The organism is Shewanella sp. 10N.286.52.B9, from assembly GCF_002873635.1.
Classification (GTDB): domain Bacteria; phylum Pseudomonadota; class Gammaproteobacteria; order Enterobacterales; family Shewanellaceae; genus Shewanella.
Map to the genome: position 1 here is coordinate 1 of NZ_MCTY01000190.1, position 16211 is coordinate 16211.

A 16211-nucleotide genomic window follows, 5' to 3' on the forward strand; every position below is an offset into this window, starting at 1 on the left:
CTTAAGATGAGAAATTGGAGCGACATATCAGGTTCGAACTGATGACCTATACCTTGGCAAGGTATCGCTCTACCAACTGAGCTAATGTCGCATATCAATTTTATTTTGAAGCTTTTGAAATTGGAGCGACATATCAGGTTCGAACTGATGACCTATACCTTGGCAAGGTATCGCTCTACCAACTGAGCTAATGTCGCATATCAAATCAATTTTAAAATTTGGAGCGACATATCAGGTTCGAACTGATGACCTATACCTTGGCAAGGTATCGCTCTACCAACTGAGCTAATGTCGCACATAAATTTTAATTTGAAAATTGGAGCGACATATCAGGTTCGAACTGATGACCTATACCTTGGCAAGGTATCGCTCTACCAACTGAGCTAATGTCGCATTTTGGTGTTTCAACTTTCAAACTTCAACCTCTTGCAGTAATGACTCTTACTGTAAAAAGTTGAGGCCGCATTATATGTAATATTCACTACACTGCAACCCTTATTTCAAAAAAAAAGTCTGATCGGTTAAATTTTAAATACTTCGCGGCGATAAAACTGCAATTCTTCGATAGATTCTTTGATATCTTCTAAAGCTTGGTGGGTATTCTTCTTAGTCAGCCCATCCATCACTTCCGGTTTCCAGCGCTTGGTAAGCTCTTTAATCGTACTGACATCAATATTGCGATAATGGAAGAACTCTTCCAGCTCCAACATGTACTTGTTCAAAAAGCGGCGATCTTGGCCAATGGTATTGCCACACATAGGTGACGCACCTTTTGGCACATACTGCTCTAAAAAGGCAATCGTCTGTCTAATGGCATCTTCTTCAGTGTATGAACTCGCCTTTACGCGATCAATTAAACCTGATTGTCCATGGTGAGTTTGATTCCATTCATCCATACCGGCTAACACTTCATCTGATTGATGAATCGCAACCACAGGGCCTTGGGCTAATACGTTTAACTCTTGATCTGTCACAATAGTGGCAATTTCAATTACACGATCGACGCTAGGTTCTAGACCCGTCATTTCTAAATCAACCCAAATTAGATTGCTTGAGTTTACAGCCATAATATCTGCCTTATTCTGTCAAAAGCCCATAATTCAGGCTTTTTTATTAAAGAGGGTGTATCATACTGTTTTTTTAAGCGACACAAAAACACCAAATTAATGAAGATTAGCCTGTGAGTAAAAAGAAACCACTTAGCCAAGGTCAAAAGCGCAGAATGCGCGACAATCAGAGTAAACGCCTAAAACGCAAAGACACACAAGATTCTGCTAACGAGTTACAGGATAGTCTACTAGGGCCTGAACAGCAGGGTATTGTTATTTCACGTTTCGGTCAGCATGCTGATATTGAAACCGAAGATGGCACTGTCGCCCGTTGTAATATTCGCCGTAATATCACTAGCCTTGTAACCGGTGATAAAGTGCTAGTGCGCCTTGCCAATGAAACCGATCGTGGTATTGGGGGCATTGTTGAAGCGGTTCATCCACGGATTTCGTCGCTAACTCGTCCAGATTTATATGATGGCGTAAAAATCATTGCTGCCAATATTGATCAAATTTTGATTGTATCGTCGATTTTACCCAGCTTTACCACCCAAATTATTGACCGCTACTTGGTTGCCGCTGAAGACACCGATATTCCACCAGTCATCATTCTTAATAAAATGGATTTATTAACCGATGACAATCGTGAAGAAGTCGAAGTGGCATTAGAGCGTTACCGCCAGATTGGTTACCCCGTCTATATGGTCAGTAGCCATACTGGTGAAGGTGTTGATCAAATTAAAGCCTTACTTGCTGATAAAATTAGCGTATTTGCAGGGCAATCAGGTGTAGGTAAATCATCGCTGATTAATGCCCTGATGCCTGATGCAGAGCTAGCAATTGGCGATGTATCCAATAACTCAGGCCTAGGTCAGCACACTACAACGACGGCAAAGTTACTTCACTTTCAAAGTGGCGGCGACTTAATTGACTCTCCAGGTGTACGAGAGTTTGCGCTATGGCACTTACCTGCCCCGCGCGTAGGCTGGTGCTTTATTGAATTTAGAGATTACATCGGTACCTGTAAGTTTAGAGACTGCAAACATGGTGATGATCCAGGTTGCGCCTTGCAAGCGGCGCTAGCTGATGGGAAAATAACCCAAGATAGATTTAGTAATTACCAGCGCATTATTGCCAGCCTAGATGAACAGCGACATGCTCGCCACTTCCGCGCCGCTGACGAGTAACGTCGCTGACGTACAAATATTAACTGTTATATTATAACAACCTCAACAACTCAAAAGGGTATTCAATTGGACTCTGTTAAAATTGCTTTGCAATACATCTTACCTAAACACTTACTTTCACGTCTTGTGGGTAAACTTGCTGCCGCTGAAGCTGGCGCAATCACCACTGCAGGTATTCGATGGTTCATCAAGCAGTATAAAATTGATATGTCTGAAGCGGCTCAAAGTGAGCCTGAAGCCTATAAAACATTTAATGCCTTTTTTACCCGCGCATTAAAACCGGGTCTTCGCCCAATTGTTGAAGATGCGAAAACAGTCGCTCACCCTGTTGATGGCGCAGTAAGTCAATGTGGTCCAGTACAAGCTGGCAAAATTGTCCAAGCAAAAGGCCATGACTACACCACCTTAGCCCTGTTAGGCGGTCAGATTAAGGATGCTGAACGTTTTAATGATGGCGAGTTTGCAACGATTTATTTAGCACCCAAAGATTATCACCGAATTCACATGCCAATCACTGGCACCTTGTCGAAAATGACTTATATTCCTGGTGATTTGTTTTCGGTTAACCCGTTAACTGCGCAAAATGTACCAGGGCTATTTGCCCGTAACGAACGTGTTGTCGCTATTTTTGAAACTGAAGTAGGCCCACTTGCCATGGTATTAGTTGGCGCAACGATTGTGGCAAGTATTGAAACTGTTTGGGCAGGCACAGTGACCCCGCCTTGTGGTAAGCAAGTCTTCACATGGGATTACCCAACTGAAGGTCCTGAAGCACTGACGTTAGAAAAAGGCGCCGAAATGGGCCGCTTTAAGTTAGGCTCTACCGTAGTAATGTTATTTGCTCAAGACGCTATTGAAAGCTTTGCCGAAGGCGTTGAGCCAACGCAAACCACACGCATGGGTCAAGCCTTCGCTCATTTAAAGTAATCGTTATTGCCCACAACATGGTTAGTTGAACGAGTATGATGCCAACAGGCGCTTTCAAAGGATCGAATCCAAACTCAGGGTTAATTCAATTGCATATCGCAGTACTGCTATTTGGCGGTACTGCACTATTTTCTAAAATTATCCCCCTCAATGCGCTAGACATCACAGTACTGCGTTGTGTTATCGCCTTTTTTGCACTTGGCTGTATCGTCAAATTAAGCAAGAAAAAGCTACAATTACAGCAATTCAAACATTACTTAGTCGCCCTAGGCCTCGGTATTCTTGTTAGCTTGCATTGGGTGACCTATTTCGCCTCAATGCAACTGTCATCAGTTGCCATTGGCATGATTGCTTTTTTCACCTACCCCGTCATGACTGTGCTTATAGAGCCGCTAGTCAATAACACACGGCTTAAATTAGTGGATGTTATTTCAGGTTTAGTGGTATTAATCGGAGTGATGTTACTTATTCCCGAGGCCAACCTCGAAAATGATGTCACCTTAGGCATTGCTACAGGTATTTTATCTGCTGCGTTATTCACTGGCCGCAATTTGCTCCATAAACGCTACTTCAGTGGTTATAGCGGCCCTCAGGCTATGTTTTATCAAACATTCGTAGCTGTAGTCGTGTTAAGCCCGTGGTTAGAAGTGGAATTAGATACTATCAAGGCTGAAATGTGGACAACAATTGTCATTTTAGGGGTATTTTTTACCGCTGCCCCCCACGCCTTATTTGCCTCAGCGCTGCGTCAATTAAGCGCTAAAACTGTCGGACTCGTCTCATGTCTGCAGCCCTTTTATGGCACGGTATTAGCCTTGCTATTGTTAAATGAGCAAGTCAATGTCACTACCACTGTGGGAGGGTTGATTATCTTAGCCACCGCAATTTTCGAAACTCAGCAAAATCATAAAAAAAATAAAGCGTAAACTCAGGTTTTTGTTACCATTGTATTAGTCCCTCTTAAGTAATCATCCAACTATGATACGTATTGCGGTTTTATTGTTCTGTATTATTTCTTTTACTGCCTCTGCAACCTCTCCGCTGCAGTTAGACAAGCGCTTGGGCTTTGCTAAAAATACCAATACAATCGCGGTTGTGGACATTCCAACTCAAATAGACAATGTCCAGCAAAGTATCACAAGGCTGCGTAATGAAGCCCAAAGCTATGATGATCTTGAGTCGACAAGTGCTGGCACAATCAACAGCATTACTGCAAAAATCAATCAGCCCGCAGCGCCAATCATCATCAATGACGATGTTGATATTAGCCAACAAGCCTCAATGGCTTACTACCATTTATCAGAGCAAAAACAATCCGAAAATGATTTAAGCTTGCAGTTAGTTGAGCTTAATAAAAGACAAACAGCCTTACCCACGTTAATACGCCAAGCCAAAGAAGCCTTAAATCAGCATAAGCGTGCCCGACAAGCGCCTTTGGATACCCCTTTAGGCAAGCTGCAAAGCTTACAAGCTGAGTTACTTGAGCAACATATCGCAACCTTATCTTCTGAGCTCTCCAGTGGTCCTAAACAAAAACAAATCGTGCAACTGCAATTACAGCTTTTGCGCTTAGAGCATGCCCAGCAAGAGCGATTAATTGAGCAGTTAAACCAAAAAAACAATCAATATCGCCAACAAAAAGCCGCCAATACCATTGCCAACAACCTGATTGATGAGCAACAACTTGCCGATGAAGCCTCGCAAGAGATAAGCGCACAAAATCAGCAGTATGCTGACGAATTAATCCGTATAAATAATGCCATTTCAGACACCATCGAGTTGCAAGAAAAAGCAGAGAAACAATACCAATCCCATGCGCTACAGCTGGCTAATGTTGAGGAGCAAATCACCTGGGTAGAAACTAACTCTGCATTTGGCGACCGTTTTTTACAGATGCTGCAGTCCTTACCTAAGCCGACAAACCAAGATAAATTACTGGCATCCGTTGCTGACTCACGCCTAAAGCGTTATCAGGCTGAGCAACAAAAAGCGTTAAATAAGCAACAATTGAGCAATCAGAAGTATCTTAATAATACCCAAGTAAAATTACTTACCTCTCAGCAAAGCCTAATCGAACAAGTAGTACAAAGCTATGATGTATACCTCAATGAGCAAGCTAAACTGCGCAATAGTTATGAGCAGCTAACACAGATTTATCTTGATCTTAAAAACACCCTCAATGAACATTTATTTTGGGTTCCCAATGCGGCGGCAATATCCGGTTTGTGGCTTATTGACTTAAAGAATGCCACCGTATGGATGATGCAAACCCAACAAGGGCAACTGCTTAAACAAGCGTGGGCAGAGCAAAATATATATTGGGCTTGGTGGGTGATCACCTTGATATTGTGCTTAATGGCCCAGGATTTATTGACGCCTAAATTTAATAGAACCATTGAACATTATGGTCAATATGTGGGTAACGTAACCCAAGATAAATTCAAATACACCGCTAAAACCTTAGCGCTAAGTTTATGTTATTCGCTAGTAAAACCATTACCGGTACTACTTGCTGGATGGATTTTATTTGCCTCAGAACTGAACTTGGTGCATGCAATTGGGGTTGGCGTGTTATCTGTGGGTGGCAGCTACTTGGTGTACCGAGTCTTTGCATTACTTGCCTGTGATAATGGCATTTTAGTCTGTCACTTTAGAAGACCTGAAACCTTAATTAGGCGCCTTCAAGAAAAAACCCTGCGCTTTATTGTCTTAAGCTGGCCATTAATTGGCATTATCGGTTTTACTGAAGCCCTTGATAGCTCGCTTATTCGTAACAGTATTGGTCGTTTGGCATTTTTCTTATTCACCATCTCGCTATTGATGCTATATAAAGATTTATATGCCTTTATTAATGATTTTCGTGCCAACGCCAATGATGGCAAGAACATGAAATTACTCCATAAAGTCATTTGGGCATTTTTAATCACAGTGCCTTGCGCCAGCATTGTTTTCGCCCTAATAGGTTACTATTTTAGTGCCTTTCAAGTATTACTGCAGCTGCAATTAGCCTTATTGCTAGGCTTAGGCTTTTTATTGTTGTACCAACTACTAAAGCGTTGGATGCTAATCGAGCGCCGTTTAATTGCCTTTGATCGCGCTAAAACCAAACGAGCAGAAAGACTGGCGCAACGTGAGCGTGGCGAACTAAATAATACCCCCGATGTCTCTGAAAACTATGAAGAGCCCAAAGTCGACCTGGAAACTATCTCGAGTCAGTCGCTGGGGTTAGTACGTTCGCTACTGATTTTAGCCTTTTTTGCTAGTTTACTTGGGCTTATTTCTCAAACCCATACTGCACTGTTTTCTTTCCTTGATGGCATTACCTTATGGAGCACCCATTCGGTAGTTAACGGTATAGAGCAGCAAATTCCGATCACCTTAAAGTCAATTCTGTTTGCCTTTATCACCGTTGGCTTTTCCGCCATGATTGCTAAAAATCTGCCGGGTTTACTAGAGCTGACCATTTTACAACGATTAGAGCTATCGCCAGGTACAGGGTTTGCTATCACCACCGTAAGTAGTTACGTGGTGGTATTTCTTGGCATGTTAATCGGGTTTTCCACCGTCGGGGTTGAATGGTCGAAATTACAATGGCTTGTTGCAGCGCTATCGGTGGGCCTTGGTTTTGGCTTACAAGAAATTTTTGCTAACTTTATTTCTGGTTTGATTATCTTATTTGAAAAACCGATTCGAATAGGCGATACGGTGACCATTCGCGACTTAACCGGCACCGTCAGCAAAATTGAAATTCGAGCCACAACCATTGTCGATTGGGACAGAAAAGAGATTATTGTCCCCAATAAAGCCTTTATTACAGAACAACTGGTCAACTGGTCGTTATCTGATCCTATTACCCGAGTTATCGTTTATGTGTCAGTGCAGCGTGATGCAGATCCATCAAAAGTTGAAGCCTTACTCCATCAAGCAGTAAGAGAATGTGACTTATCATTGACCTTCCCTGAGCCTGAAGTCTGGTTTGCAGGTTTTGGCCAGCACACCCAAGATTATGAAGTCAGATCCTATGCTAAAGACATGAACGATCGTTGGCCCTTAAGGCATAACCTTCACAAACGTATTTGTAAAAAACTAAAAGAAAACCAAGTTGAATTGGCGTACCCACAAATGGAAATCCATATCAATAATGGTCAGAGTCGTGAATTGAATAAAATTATCAAAGGTTAAATAAATGCTGATTTTTGCTCACCGCGGTGCGAGTGGTTATGAAGTAGAAAACACCCTTGCGGCAATGGAAAAAGCACTGGCGTTAAAGGTTAGTGCCATTGAACTTGATGTTTATAATGTGGAAGGGCAACTGATTGTATTTCATGATCGCCGCCTAGAAACCAAAACCTCAGGACAAGGGTTAGTGCATCTAAGTAGCTTAGACACTATCAATAATGTGACTATCAAGCAGCATAAACTACCGACGCTATGGCAAGTCATGGGCCTGATTAAAGGTCGCTGTATTGTCAATATTGAGCTTAAAGGCTATCACACCGCCGCGCCTCTTATTGCTTGCTATAACGACATGATTGAGCAGCTTGGCTTTAGCCCAGATCAGCTACTGATCTCATCATTTAATCAGCCTTACTTACTCGAGGTTAAACAACATCTCCCCCATGCTAGAGTGGCACCCATTTTAGCGGGCGTGCCGCTAAACTATGCTGAATCAGTATCAGCCCTTGATGCCTATTCTATCCATGTTGATATACATTTTGTCACCCATAAAATGGTCAATGATGCCCATCAACGCGGCGCTAAAATTTATGTCTACACCGTCGATAATGCCGAAGACATTCAAGCTTTGAACGCCATTGGCGTAGATGGGATATTCAGTAACTATCCCGATAAAGCCGCCGAAGTAATCCAGCAATTAAATCAACAAGACACTGATTCTCAAGCAACTGACCACCATTTATACTTTGGCTAAATACCCCCTAAAGCAACAGGCAAGTGACACCGTTAAACTTGCCTGTTTCGTTGCGCCCAAGCGCCAACAGCAAAAAATGCCACCAGTAGCAGTAACAGCATCCATTGTGAAGGCATTGATTTAAGTTGCCTAGCTAACCACGGGCTAACGCTGACAATCCCTAAGCCGTAACCAAAAGCATTCACCAATACAAATACCCAAGTTCGGACAAAAAAGCCCTGACCCGATAACGCCTTGCGTAATAGCCGATTAATATCGGTGGCAAACACCACAATACAACAGGCCACTAACGCAGTGGCAATTTCACTCATCCACGGATGAAGCATTGCGCCAAGCTGGGCAATAAATGCTATTATTTGATCCATTAACTTCCTCAATTTAATCGACTTACAGGGATTTTATGGCACACAAGTTATTATTGTTAACCCAAGATAACGACAGGTTTCGTCAATTATTAGCGGCTCACCACCTCAAGGATCTGACAATTTTAGGCGATGAGCCTAGTAGTATTACTGAGGCTGATATCTGGTTTGCAGAGCCACATCTTGCGGCGCCATTACTTAACTTAGGTCGCAACTTAACTTGGATGCAATCCACTTTTGCTGGTGTTGATCGCCTTACAGGTTCTAGACAACGACGGGATTACGTCCTAACCAATATCAAAGGGATTTTTGGCCCTTTGATGAGTGAATATTTATTTGGTTATTTACTTGCCCACCAGCGAGAGCATGCAAAATATAAACAACAGCAGCAACATAAGCAATGGATCCCTGGTAGCTACAGAACCTTACAAGGCCAAGGCTTACTGTTACTCGGTACCGGCTCGATTGCCCAGCATATTGCTAAAACGGCGAAGCATTTCGGCATGACGGTTACCGGCCTGAGTCGTAGCGGCGAGCCAAAGGCGCATTTTGACCATGTTGATACTATTGAGCACTTAGCTAACTATTTGCCTAGTGCACACACCATCGCCAGTACGCTACCTAGCACCTTAGAAACTGAGAATGTATTAAGCAAAACCATGCTGGCATTACTACCTGATGAATGTGTGCTGTTCAACCTTGGCCGCGGAAATGTGCTCGATTTAGATGCCTTAGCTGCGCAATTACTCAATAAGCCACAACAAAACGCAATCCTTGATGTCTTTAATCAAGAGCCATTGCCCGCAGACCACCCTATTTGGCATTGCCCTAATGCCATTATCACCCCCCATATTGCCGCCCCAAGCTTTCCTGAACAAGTGGTAGAAGTGTTCGTTGAAAACTTCCATTTATGGACAACACAGCAACCTTTAAAGCATCTGGTCGATTTTTTTAAGGGCTATTAATCTTTATTATTAACCGCCAGCATAATGCCTAACAATTAAGTCATACTGTAATTTAAATCTCATGGATGAGCTGATATTGAATAAAAGTAACCCCCTCTGGAGTCTATATCCTCCCGACTTGAAAACCCTAAGACCTCTTCCTTTTAATCCAATTGATAACGCCGATATTGGCATTAAACTCCCATTGCAGCAGTAATTGTGAGCAAGTTAGCAATTTTTAATAACTAATATTCTTGGCACCAATTAAGAAATTGATAAAAAGTTATTAGCAATGAGAACGGTTTTCATTTAGAATTGCATTATAGTCAACGAGCGATCATCTCTTAGCCTTATGAATTGTCTAAGTTAAGATATGAATCAGATTAATTGAAGAGGCTTTATGTACGTTTGTCTTTGTCACGGAATTACTGATACCCAAATTAAAGAAGCGGTAAGCAAACATGGCGATAGCTCTTTAGCTGACGTTAAAAAACGCTTAGGTGTTGCTGATCAATGTGGTAAATGTGCACGTATGGCGAGCAACATTATTCAGGCTCAAGTTGACGTAGAACCTAAATTTTACGAAGTGGCGTAAGCTGCTGCTAAAAAGCAAGGCTAACTCAAGCCTTAAGTTCATCCTCAGGTTAAAATCAAATTCTCATAAAAAATGCTGCCCATTGGCAGCATTTTTTATGTCTTTCTTTTATGGCTATTCTGCTGCGCGATTAATCGCTTGATGGCTCAATGTCAGCATCCGTTTGCGCACCGAGCTCGATATCAACACTATCGACCCGTTGTAAACCACGAGGTAGTTTCGCGCCTCTACGGCCTCTCTCACCACGATAATGCTCAAGATCAGATGGTTTTAAAGTTAGCTTACGTTTACCAGCCCACAGGGTAACTGACGCCTCTTGTGGAATAACATCAAGATGGATCAATAGCTCTTCTCTGCTCTTAGCGCGATCCGTTGGAATACCAATGATCTTGTTACCCTTACCTTTCGATAACTGCGGCAAGGCATCAACATCAAAGATAAGCATTCGGCCTTCATTGGTTATCGCCATAATTGACTGAGGCACGCCTTTTTTAACCAATTTAGGCACTAAGGACTGCGCATTCGCAGGCAGGCTTAATAATGCTTTACCAGCCTTATTACGACTCACCATATCTGCATAAGAGCCGATAAAACCGTAACCGGCATCACTGGCTAATAAATAGCATTGTGAATCAACGCCCATCAACACATGGCGCATTACCGCCCCTGGCGCTAAATTAAAGCGTGTCGTGATTGGTTCACCCTGACTTCTAGCAGAAGGTAGCGTATGTGTATCGGTTGCAAACGCCCGCCCTGTCGAGTCGATAAACACTGATGGCTGATTACTCTTACCGCTGGCACTACATAAGAAGCTATCACCGGCTTTATAATTTAACCCTTCGCCATCAATATCATGACCTTTCGCGCAGCGTACCCAACCTTTGTCAGATAACACTACGGTCACTGACTCTGCTGGGGTCAACTCTTGCTCAGTTAAGGCTTTTGATTCAATACGCTCAATGATAGGCGAGCGGCGATCATCGCCATAGGTTTCACCATCTTGTATGAGCTCTTTTTTAACTAAGGTTTTTAAGCGGCGCTCAGAACCCAAAATAAGTTGCAGCTTATCGCGCTCTGCAGCTAACTCTTCTTGCTCACCTTTAATTTTAAATTCTTCAAGCTTGGCCAAATGACGTAACTTAAGCTCTAAAATCGCTTCGGCTTGCTTATCTGATAAATCAAACCGTGACATTAACTCTTTTTTCGGCTCATCATTGAAGCGAATGATCTCGATGACTTCATCAATATTTAAGAAGGCAATCATCAAAGCATCAAGAATATGCAGCCTTGCAAGTACCTTATCAAGACGGTATTGCAAACGACGGGTCACGGTTGAGATGCGGTAACTGAGCCACTCAGTTAGCATCTCTTTCAGGCCTTTAACCCTTGGGCGACCATCAAGGCCGAGCACATTTAAGTTAACTCGAAAGCTCTTTTCTAAATCCGTAGTGGCAAACAAATGCGCCATTAACTGATCGCAATCAACACGATTTGAGCGAGGCACAATGATTAATCGTACTGGGTTTTCGTGATCAGATTCATCACGTAAATCTGCCACCATCGGCAACTTTTTAGCCTGCATTTGGTTAGCAATTTGCTCTAAAATCTTGCCGCTACCAGCTTGATGTGGCAAACAAGTAATGACAATTTCGCCGCTATCAATCTCGTAAACCGCGCGCATTTTAATCGAGCCACGACCTGTTTCATAAATCTTGGCAATGTCTTTACTTGGGGTAATAATTTCAGCTTGGGTCGGATAATCTGGCCCTGGTACCAGCTCCATTAGGCGCTCAAGTTCCGCTTTAGGATTATCCAATAACTCCACACACGCAGACACTAATTCACGCACATTGTGTGGTGGGATATCGGTTGCCATACCCACGGCAATACCGGTAATACCGTTTAATAAAATATGCGGTAAGCGTGCAGGCAATGATTTCGGCTCTTTTAAAGTTCCGTCAAAGTTAACGCCCCATTCAACCGTGCCTTGGCCTAATTCAGATAAAAGCACTTCTGAAAATTTTGATAAGGTCGCTTCGGTATAACGCATGGCTGCGAATGACTTAGGGTCGTCTGGCGCCCCCCAGTTACCTTGACCTTTGACTAAGGGGTAACGATAGGAAAATGGCTGCGCCATTAATACCATAGCTTCATAACACGCACTGTCACCATGGGGATGGTATTTACCTAATACGTCACCCACGGTTCTAGCAGACTTTTTAGGCTTAGATTGAGCTGATAATCCAAGCTCGCTCATAGCGTAAATAATACGACGTTGAACAGGCTTTAAACCATCGCCAATATGTGGCAAAGCACGATCCATGATTACGTACATTGAATAGTTTAAATAAGCCTCTTCTGTAAAACGGCGTAGGGGCATTTGCTCTACACCATCAAGGCTTAATTCAATCGCATCACTCATTAGTTAATATTCCTGTGATTATTCTGGCGCTTTATAAAACAAGCGATATACATTGCCTTTTAGGTCATCAGAGATGAACACTGCACCATCGGGTGCATTTATCAGGTCATAAGGTCTAGCAACGGGAAACTCACCGTCTAAAAAGCTGACGACTCTTTCGCGCTTGATAATTTGGTCATCTTCAAGGGCTAACATCACCACCTGATAACCAATTTTACTTGAGCGATTCCACGAGCCATTTTCAGCAACAAATAATTGATGATGGTAACGCTCAGGAAAATTATCACCTTGATAAAAAAGTAGGCTGGTTGGTTTTACATGCGCTGGTAATTCAAATTCTGGTGTTGAAACATTGAGGTTGTCTGGTTTCTTAAAAGAAGGCTCAACAACATTGGTTCCATGAATATAGGGAAAACCAAAATGGCTACCCTTTACGTCTATGCGGTTTATTTCATCGGCTGGCATGGTATCACCCATCCAATTTCGGCCTTGATCAGCAAACCATAATTTAGCGCTGCTCGGCGACCAGTCAAAACCAATAACCCGCCTTAATCCTGATGCCACTTGTTCGGTGTCACCCGTCTTAATATCAATGGCTAACATGCTGCTAAATGGCGCTTCTGCTTCACACACATTACACGGAGAACCAATAGAGATATACAGTCGGCCATCGGGTCCAAACTTCATCCCACGAGCATGTTTGCGCTCAACACTTGGCAGCCCTGAGTACACCTCTTTGGGTCTACCAGGACGCCTAAGGCGGTCTTCAATATCTTGATAACGTAAAATACGGTCTTGATCAGCGACATACAAATCACCGTCATGAAACGCGATAGCTTCTGGGTACTCTAAGCCTTTACCAATTAGGTAGCGTTTGTTTACCTGACCATCGTTATCAGAGTCGACTAAAGCATAAATGGTGCCGCTCTTTTTTGAGCCGACAAACAAGGTGCCGTTAGTGCCCATTGCCATTTGTTTGGCATCACCTAAATCTGAGGCATACAGTGTCAGCCCAAATCCTTTAGTCACAGTAATCATCATGGTGTCGGCTGCAAAAGCTTTAACCACAGTCATTTGTGTTAAAGCAAGCACGGACAACGCCTTTAACGCTGTCTTAGCTTGCTTAAAGTCCATTTTAAATTTTATGTTCGACATCTTAGTAATTTTTGCCTTCATTGTTGTTATAAGCAATTGCTATCAGCAATCGTTATGGGCAATTGTTATGGGCATAAAACTGAGTAAATTACAGCTGAGCTAGATCACCTTTAGACTCTAACCAGATTTTACGATCTGGCGAGCGCTTTTTCGCAAGTAACATATCCATGAGTGCGACTGTGTCTTCATTATCATCAATGGTTAATTGCACCAAACGGCGGGTATTAGGATCCATTGTGGTTTCTCGCAGTTGCAATGGGTTCATCTCACCTAGACCTTTGAAACGAGTGACTTGCACTTTGCCTTTTTTCTTTTCTGCCACAATTCGGTCTAATATACCGTTTTTTTCATCTTCATCTAAAGCATAAAAAACTTCTTTGCCTAAATCGATACGAAACAGCGGTGGCATTGCAATATACACATGGCCTTTCTCGACCAACACACGATAATGCTTCATAAATAAAGCACATAATAGGGTCGCAATATGCAGACCGTCGGAGTCGGCATCAGCAAGAATACAAATTTTGCCGTAGCGTAACTCTGAAATATCAGCACTGTCTGGATCGCAGCCTATAGCGACTGAGATATCATGTACTTCTTGCGAGGCTAATACCTGTGACGCGTCCACTTCCCAGGTATTTAAAATCTTACCTCTAAGGGGCATAATCGCTTGAAACTCACGATCGCGCGCCTGTTTAGCACTACCACCCGCAGAGTCACCCTCCACTAGAAATAGCTCACCGCGCATTGGGTCTTGGCCACTACAATCAGTTAATTTACCCGGTAAAGCCGGCCCTGAAGTAACTTTTTTACGGGCTACTTTTTTAGCCGCTTTTAAGCGTTTTTGAGCATTGTTAATACAAAGTTCAGCTAATTGTTCAGCTTGCTCGGTATTAGAGTTAAGCCATAGCGAGAAAGCATCACGAACAATACCAGAAACAAAGGCAGAGCTTTGACGGCTTGAAAGCTTCTCTTTAGTTTGACCGGAAAATTGTGGGTCCTGCATTTTGATAGATAAAATAAATGAGGCTTTATCCCAAATATCTTCAGGTGAGAGCTTAATGCCTCGAGGCACCAGATTACGAAACTCGCAGAACTCGCGCATCGACTCCAATAAGCCTTGTCTGAAACCATTAACGTGAGTCCCGCCAAGTGGCGTAGGGATCAAGTTAACGTAACTTTCATACAAACTATCTCCACCTTCAGGTAGCCAAGTAATGGCCCACTCTGCCGCGTCCATTTTACCGGTAAAACTACCAATGAATGGCTCTTCAGGTAACAAGACCGAATCTTTTACCGCTTCTTTTAAGTAATCAGTTAAGCCACTTTCGTAAAACCACTCATGTACTTCACCGTTTTGCTTATTGCTAAACTTAATCCGTAAACCAGGGCAAAGCACAGCTTTAGCCCGCAATAAATAAAGTAGCTTAGTAAGCGAGAAGTTACCTGAGTCAAAATAACTGGCATCTGGCCAAAAATGAACTCGGGTACCGGTATTACGACGACCACAGGTGCCGGTAACACGTAAGTCTTCGACCTTGTCACCATTTTCAAATGCCATATCATACACTTGAGCATCACGACGAACGGTAATTTCAACCCGAGTCGATAAGGCATTCACCACCGAAATACCTACCCCGTGCAAACCACCAGAGAATTGGTAATTTTTATTCGAGAACTTACCACCGGCGTGCAATTTAGTGAGGATCAATTCAACCCCAGGAATACCTTCTTCAGGGTGAATATCCACAGGCATACCACGGCCATCATCAGTCACTTCCAATGAATTATCGGCGTGCAATACTACTTCAATTTTTGAGGCGTGACCGGCGAGCGCTTCATCGACACTGTTGTCGATAACTTCTTGACCTAAATGATTCGGCCTGGTGGTGTCGGTGTACATACCAGGACGGCGTTTAACAGGGTCGAGTCCATTAAGAACCTCGATAGCGTCAGAAGTATATTGATTGCTCATAGTCCACACATTTGGTCAATTATTGGCCCAATATTACAGGCCGAAAAGAATACTTGTTATTTAATTTGTAAAAAATCACATATCTTATCTAGCTGATTGTTGTAGCCAATAAAACTGTGGTCACCGTTGGCCTCTAAATGAAGCTGACAACAATGATATTTCGATAATGCTTGACGATAATCTAACACTTCATCGCCAGTTTGCAAAAAAACTAAAAATCTATCTGGGCGACGAATGACTTCAGTATTATATTCAGCAACATCAAGTTTATGTTGCGGTAATACTTGGTAATGTTCATCGGTATAGGGGTTATATTGCGGCCCTAAAAACCCATCAAACAATTCAAAGGGTTTTACTGCAGGGTTTATCAACACTGCTTTACCGCCATATTGTTCAGCTAAATAGCTAGCAAAGTACCCACCTAAAGACGATCCAATGTAGGTTAACGGTTCACCTTTGGCTTTCGCTTGTTCCACAATACCACATAACAAGGTCATCGCCGCTTTAGGTGATGAAGGAAGTTGAGGTTGGTGAAAAGGGTAATCCGGAAAACGTTGTTTTATATAGTCAGCCGTTTCCTTGGCTTTATCTGAAAGAGGTGAACTATTAAATCCATGTATATAGAGCAGCATATTTCCTCTCGCTAAGGTGATATTGAAATTCCA

At 42.7% G+C, this 16211-nt stretch carries 13 protein-coding genes and 4 tRNA genes; 7 read left to right on the forward strand and 10 right to left on the reverse strand.

Annotated elements, in window-relative coordinates:
* Positions 1–15: 15 nt before the first annotated feature.
* The 5 genes from BCU91_RS14030 to orn all read right to left on the reverse strand — a co-directional run bounded on the left by BCU91_RS14030 (position 16) and on the right by orn (position 1067).
* A tRNA-Gly gene (locus tag BCU91_RS14030) sits at positions 16–91 on the reverse strand.
* A gap of 30 nt (positions 92–121) precedes the next feature.
* Positions 122–197 (reverse strand) — tRNA-Gly (locus BCU91_RS14035).
* Between the two features lie 22 nt (positions 198–219).
* Positions 220–295, reverse strand: a tRNA-Gly gene (locus BCU91_RS14040).
* A gap of 22 nt (positions 296–317) precedes the next feature.
* Positions 318–393 (reverse strand) — tRNA-Gly (locus BCU91_RS14045).
* Positions 394–521: 128 nt separating this feature from the next.
* The gene (gene orn, locus BCU91_RS14050; protein ID WP_102439938.1) at positions 522–1067 is read right to left on the reverse strand and encodes an oligoribonuclease; all 546 of its coding nucleotides are present in this window, start codon (positions 1065–1067) and stop codon (positions 522–524) included.
* A 113-nt stretch (positions 1068–1180) separates the two neighbouring features.
* Between orn and rsgA the strand changes: the two genes are divergently transcribed.
* The 5 genes from rsgA to BCU91_RS14075 all read left to right on the forward strand — a co-directional run bounded on the left by rsgA (position 1181) and on the right by BCU91_RS14075 (position 8093).
* Entirely contained in the window at positions 1181–2236 is a 1056-nt protein-coding gene (gene rsgA, locus BCU91_RS14055) for a small ribosomal subunit biogenesis GTPase RsgA (RefSeq protein WP_102439939.1), read from the forward strand.
* A gap of 66 nt (positions 2237–2302) precedes the next feature.
* Positions 2303–3163, forward strand: a complete 861-nt coding sequence (gene asd, locus BCU91_RS14060; protein ID WP_102439940.1) for an archaetidylserine decarboxylase — start codon at positions 2303–2305, stop codon at positions 3161–3163.
* A 35-nt stretch (positions 3164–3198) separates the two neighbouring features.
* Positions 3199–4089 (forward strand): DMT family transporter, encoded by an 891-nt coding sequence (locus BCU91_RS14065; RefSeq protein ID WP_241903573.1) that lies wholly within the window; start codon positions 3199–3201, stop codon positions 4087–4089.
* Between the two features lie 52 nt (positions 4090–4141).
* A complete protein-coding gene (locus tag BCU91_RS14070) occupies positions 4142–7345 on the forward strand; it encodes a mechanosensitive ion channel domain-containing protein (protein WP_102531740.1) in 3204 nt (1067 codons plus the stop codon).
* A gap of 4 nt (positions 7346–7349) precedes the next feature.
* Positions 7350–8093, forward strand: coding sequence for a glycerophosphodiester phosphodiesterase (locus tag BCU91_RS14075; protein ID WP_102531741.1), 744 nt, complete (start codon positions 7350–7352; stop codon positions 8091–8093).
* A 32-nt stretch (positions 8094–8125) separates the two neighbouring features.
* Here the strand turns inward: BCU91_RS14075 and BCU91_RS14080 are convergent, their stop codons facing one another.
* The gene (locus BCU91_RS14080) at positions 8126–8458 is read right to left on the reverse strand and encodes a DUF3392 domain-containing protein (protein WP_102439943.1); all 333 of its coding nucleotides are present in this window, start codon (positions 8456–8458) and stop codon (positions 8126–8128) included.
* Between the two features lie 35 nt (positions 8459–8493).
* Between BCU91_RS14080 and BCU91_RS14085 the strand changes: the two genes are divergently transcribed.
* Together BCU91_RS14085 and BCU91_RS14090 are read left to right on the forward strand one after the other, a co-directional pair.
* Entirely contained in the window at positions 8494–9420 is a 927-nt protein-coding gene (locus BCU91_RS14085; protein ID WP_102520514.1) for a D-2-hydroxyacid dehydrogenase, read from the forward strand.
* 379 nt (positions 9421–9799) lie between these two features.
* Complete coding sequence (locus BCU91_RS14090) at positions 9800–9994, forward strand: bacterioferritin-associated ferredoxin (protein ID WP_076539068.1); 195 nt, start codon at positions 9800–9802, stop codon at positions 9992–9994.
* A gap of 130 nt (positions 9995–10124) precedes the next feature.
* Here the strand turns inward: BCU91_RS14090 and parC are convergent, their stop codons facing one another.
* The 4 genes from parC to BCU91_RS14110 all read right to left on the reverse strand — a co-directional run bounded on the left by parC (position 10125) and on the right by BCU91_RS14110 (position 16178).
* A complete protein-coding gene (gene parC, locus BCU91_RS14095) occupies positions 10125–12416 on the reverse strand; it encodes a DNA topoisomerase IV subunit A (RefSeq protein WP_102439945.1) in 2292 nt (763 codons plus the stop codon).
* An 18-nt stretch (positions 12417–12434) separates the two neighbouring features.
* Entirely contained in the window at positions 12435–13490 is a 1056-nt protein-coding gene (locus tag BCU91_RS14100) for a PQQ-dependent sugar dehydrogenase (protein WP_241901088.1), read from the reverse strand.
* Positions 13491–13659: 169 nt separating this feature from the next.
* The gene (parE, locus tag BCU91_RS14105) at positions 13660–15546 is read right to left on the reverse strand and encodes a DNA topoisomerase IV subunit B (RefSeq protein WP_102439947.1); all 1887 of its coding nucleotides are present in this window, start codon (positions 15544–15546) and stop codon (positions 13660–13662) included.
* Positions 15547–15602: 56 nt separating this feature from the next.
* Positions 15603–16178, reverse strand: a complete 576-nt coding sequence (locus BCU91_RS14110; protein ID WP_102531742.1) for a YqiA/YcfP family alpha/beta fold hydrolase — start codon at positions 16176–16178, stop codon at positions 15603–15605.
* Positions 16179–16211 lie beyond the last annotated feature (33 nt).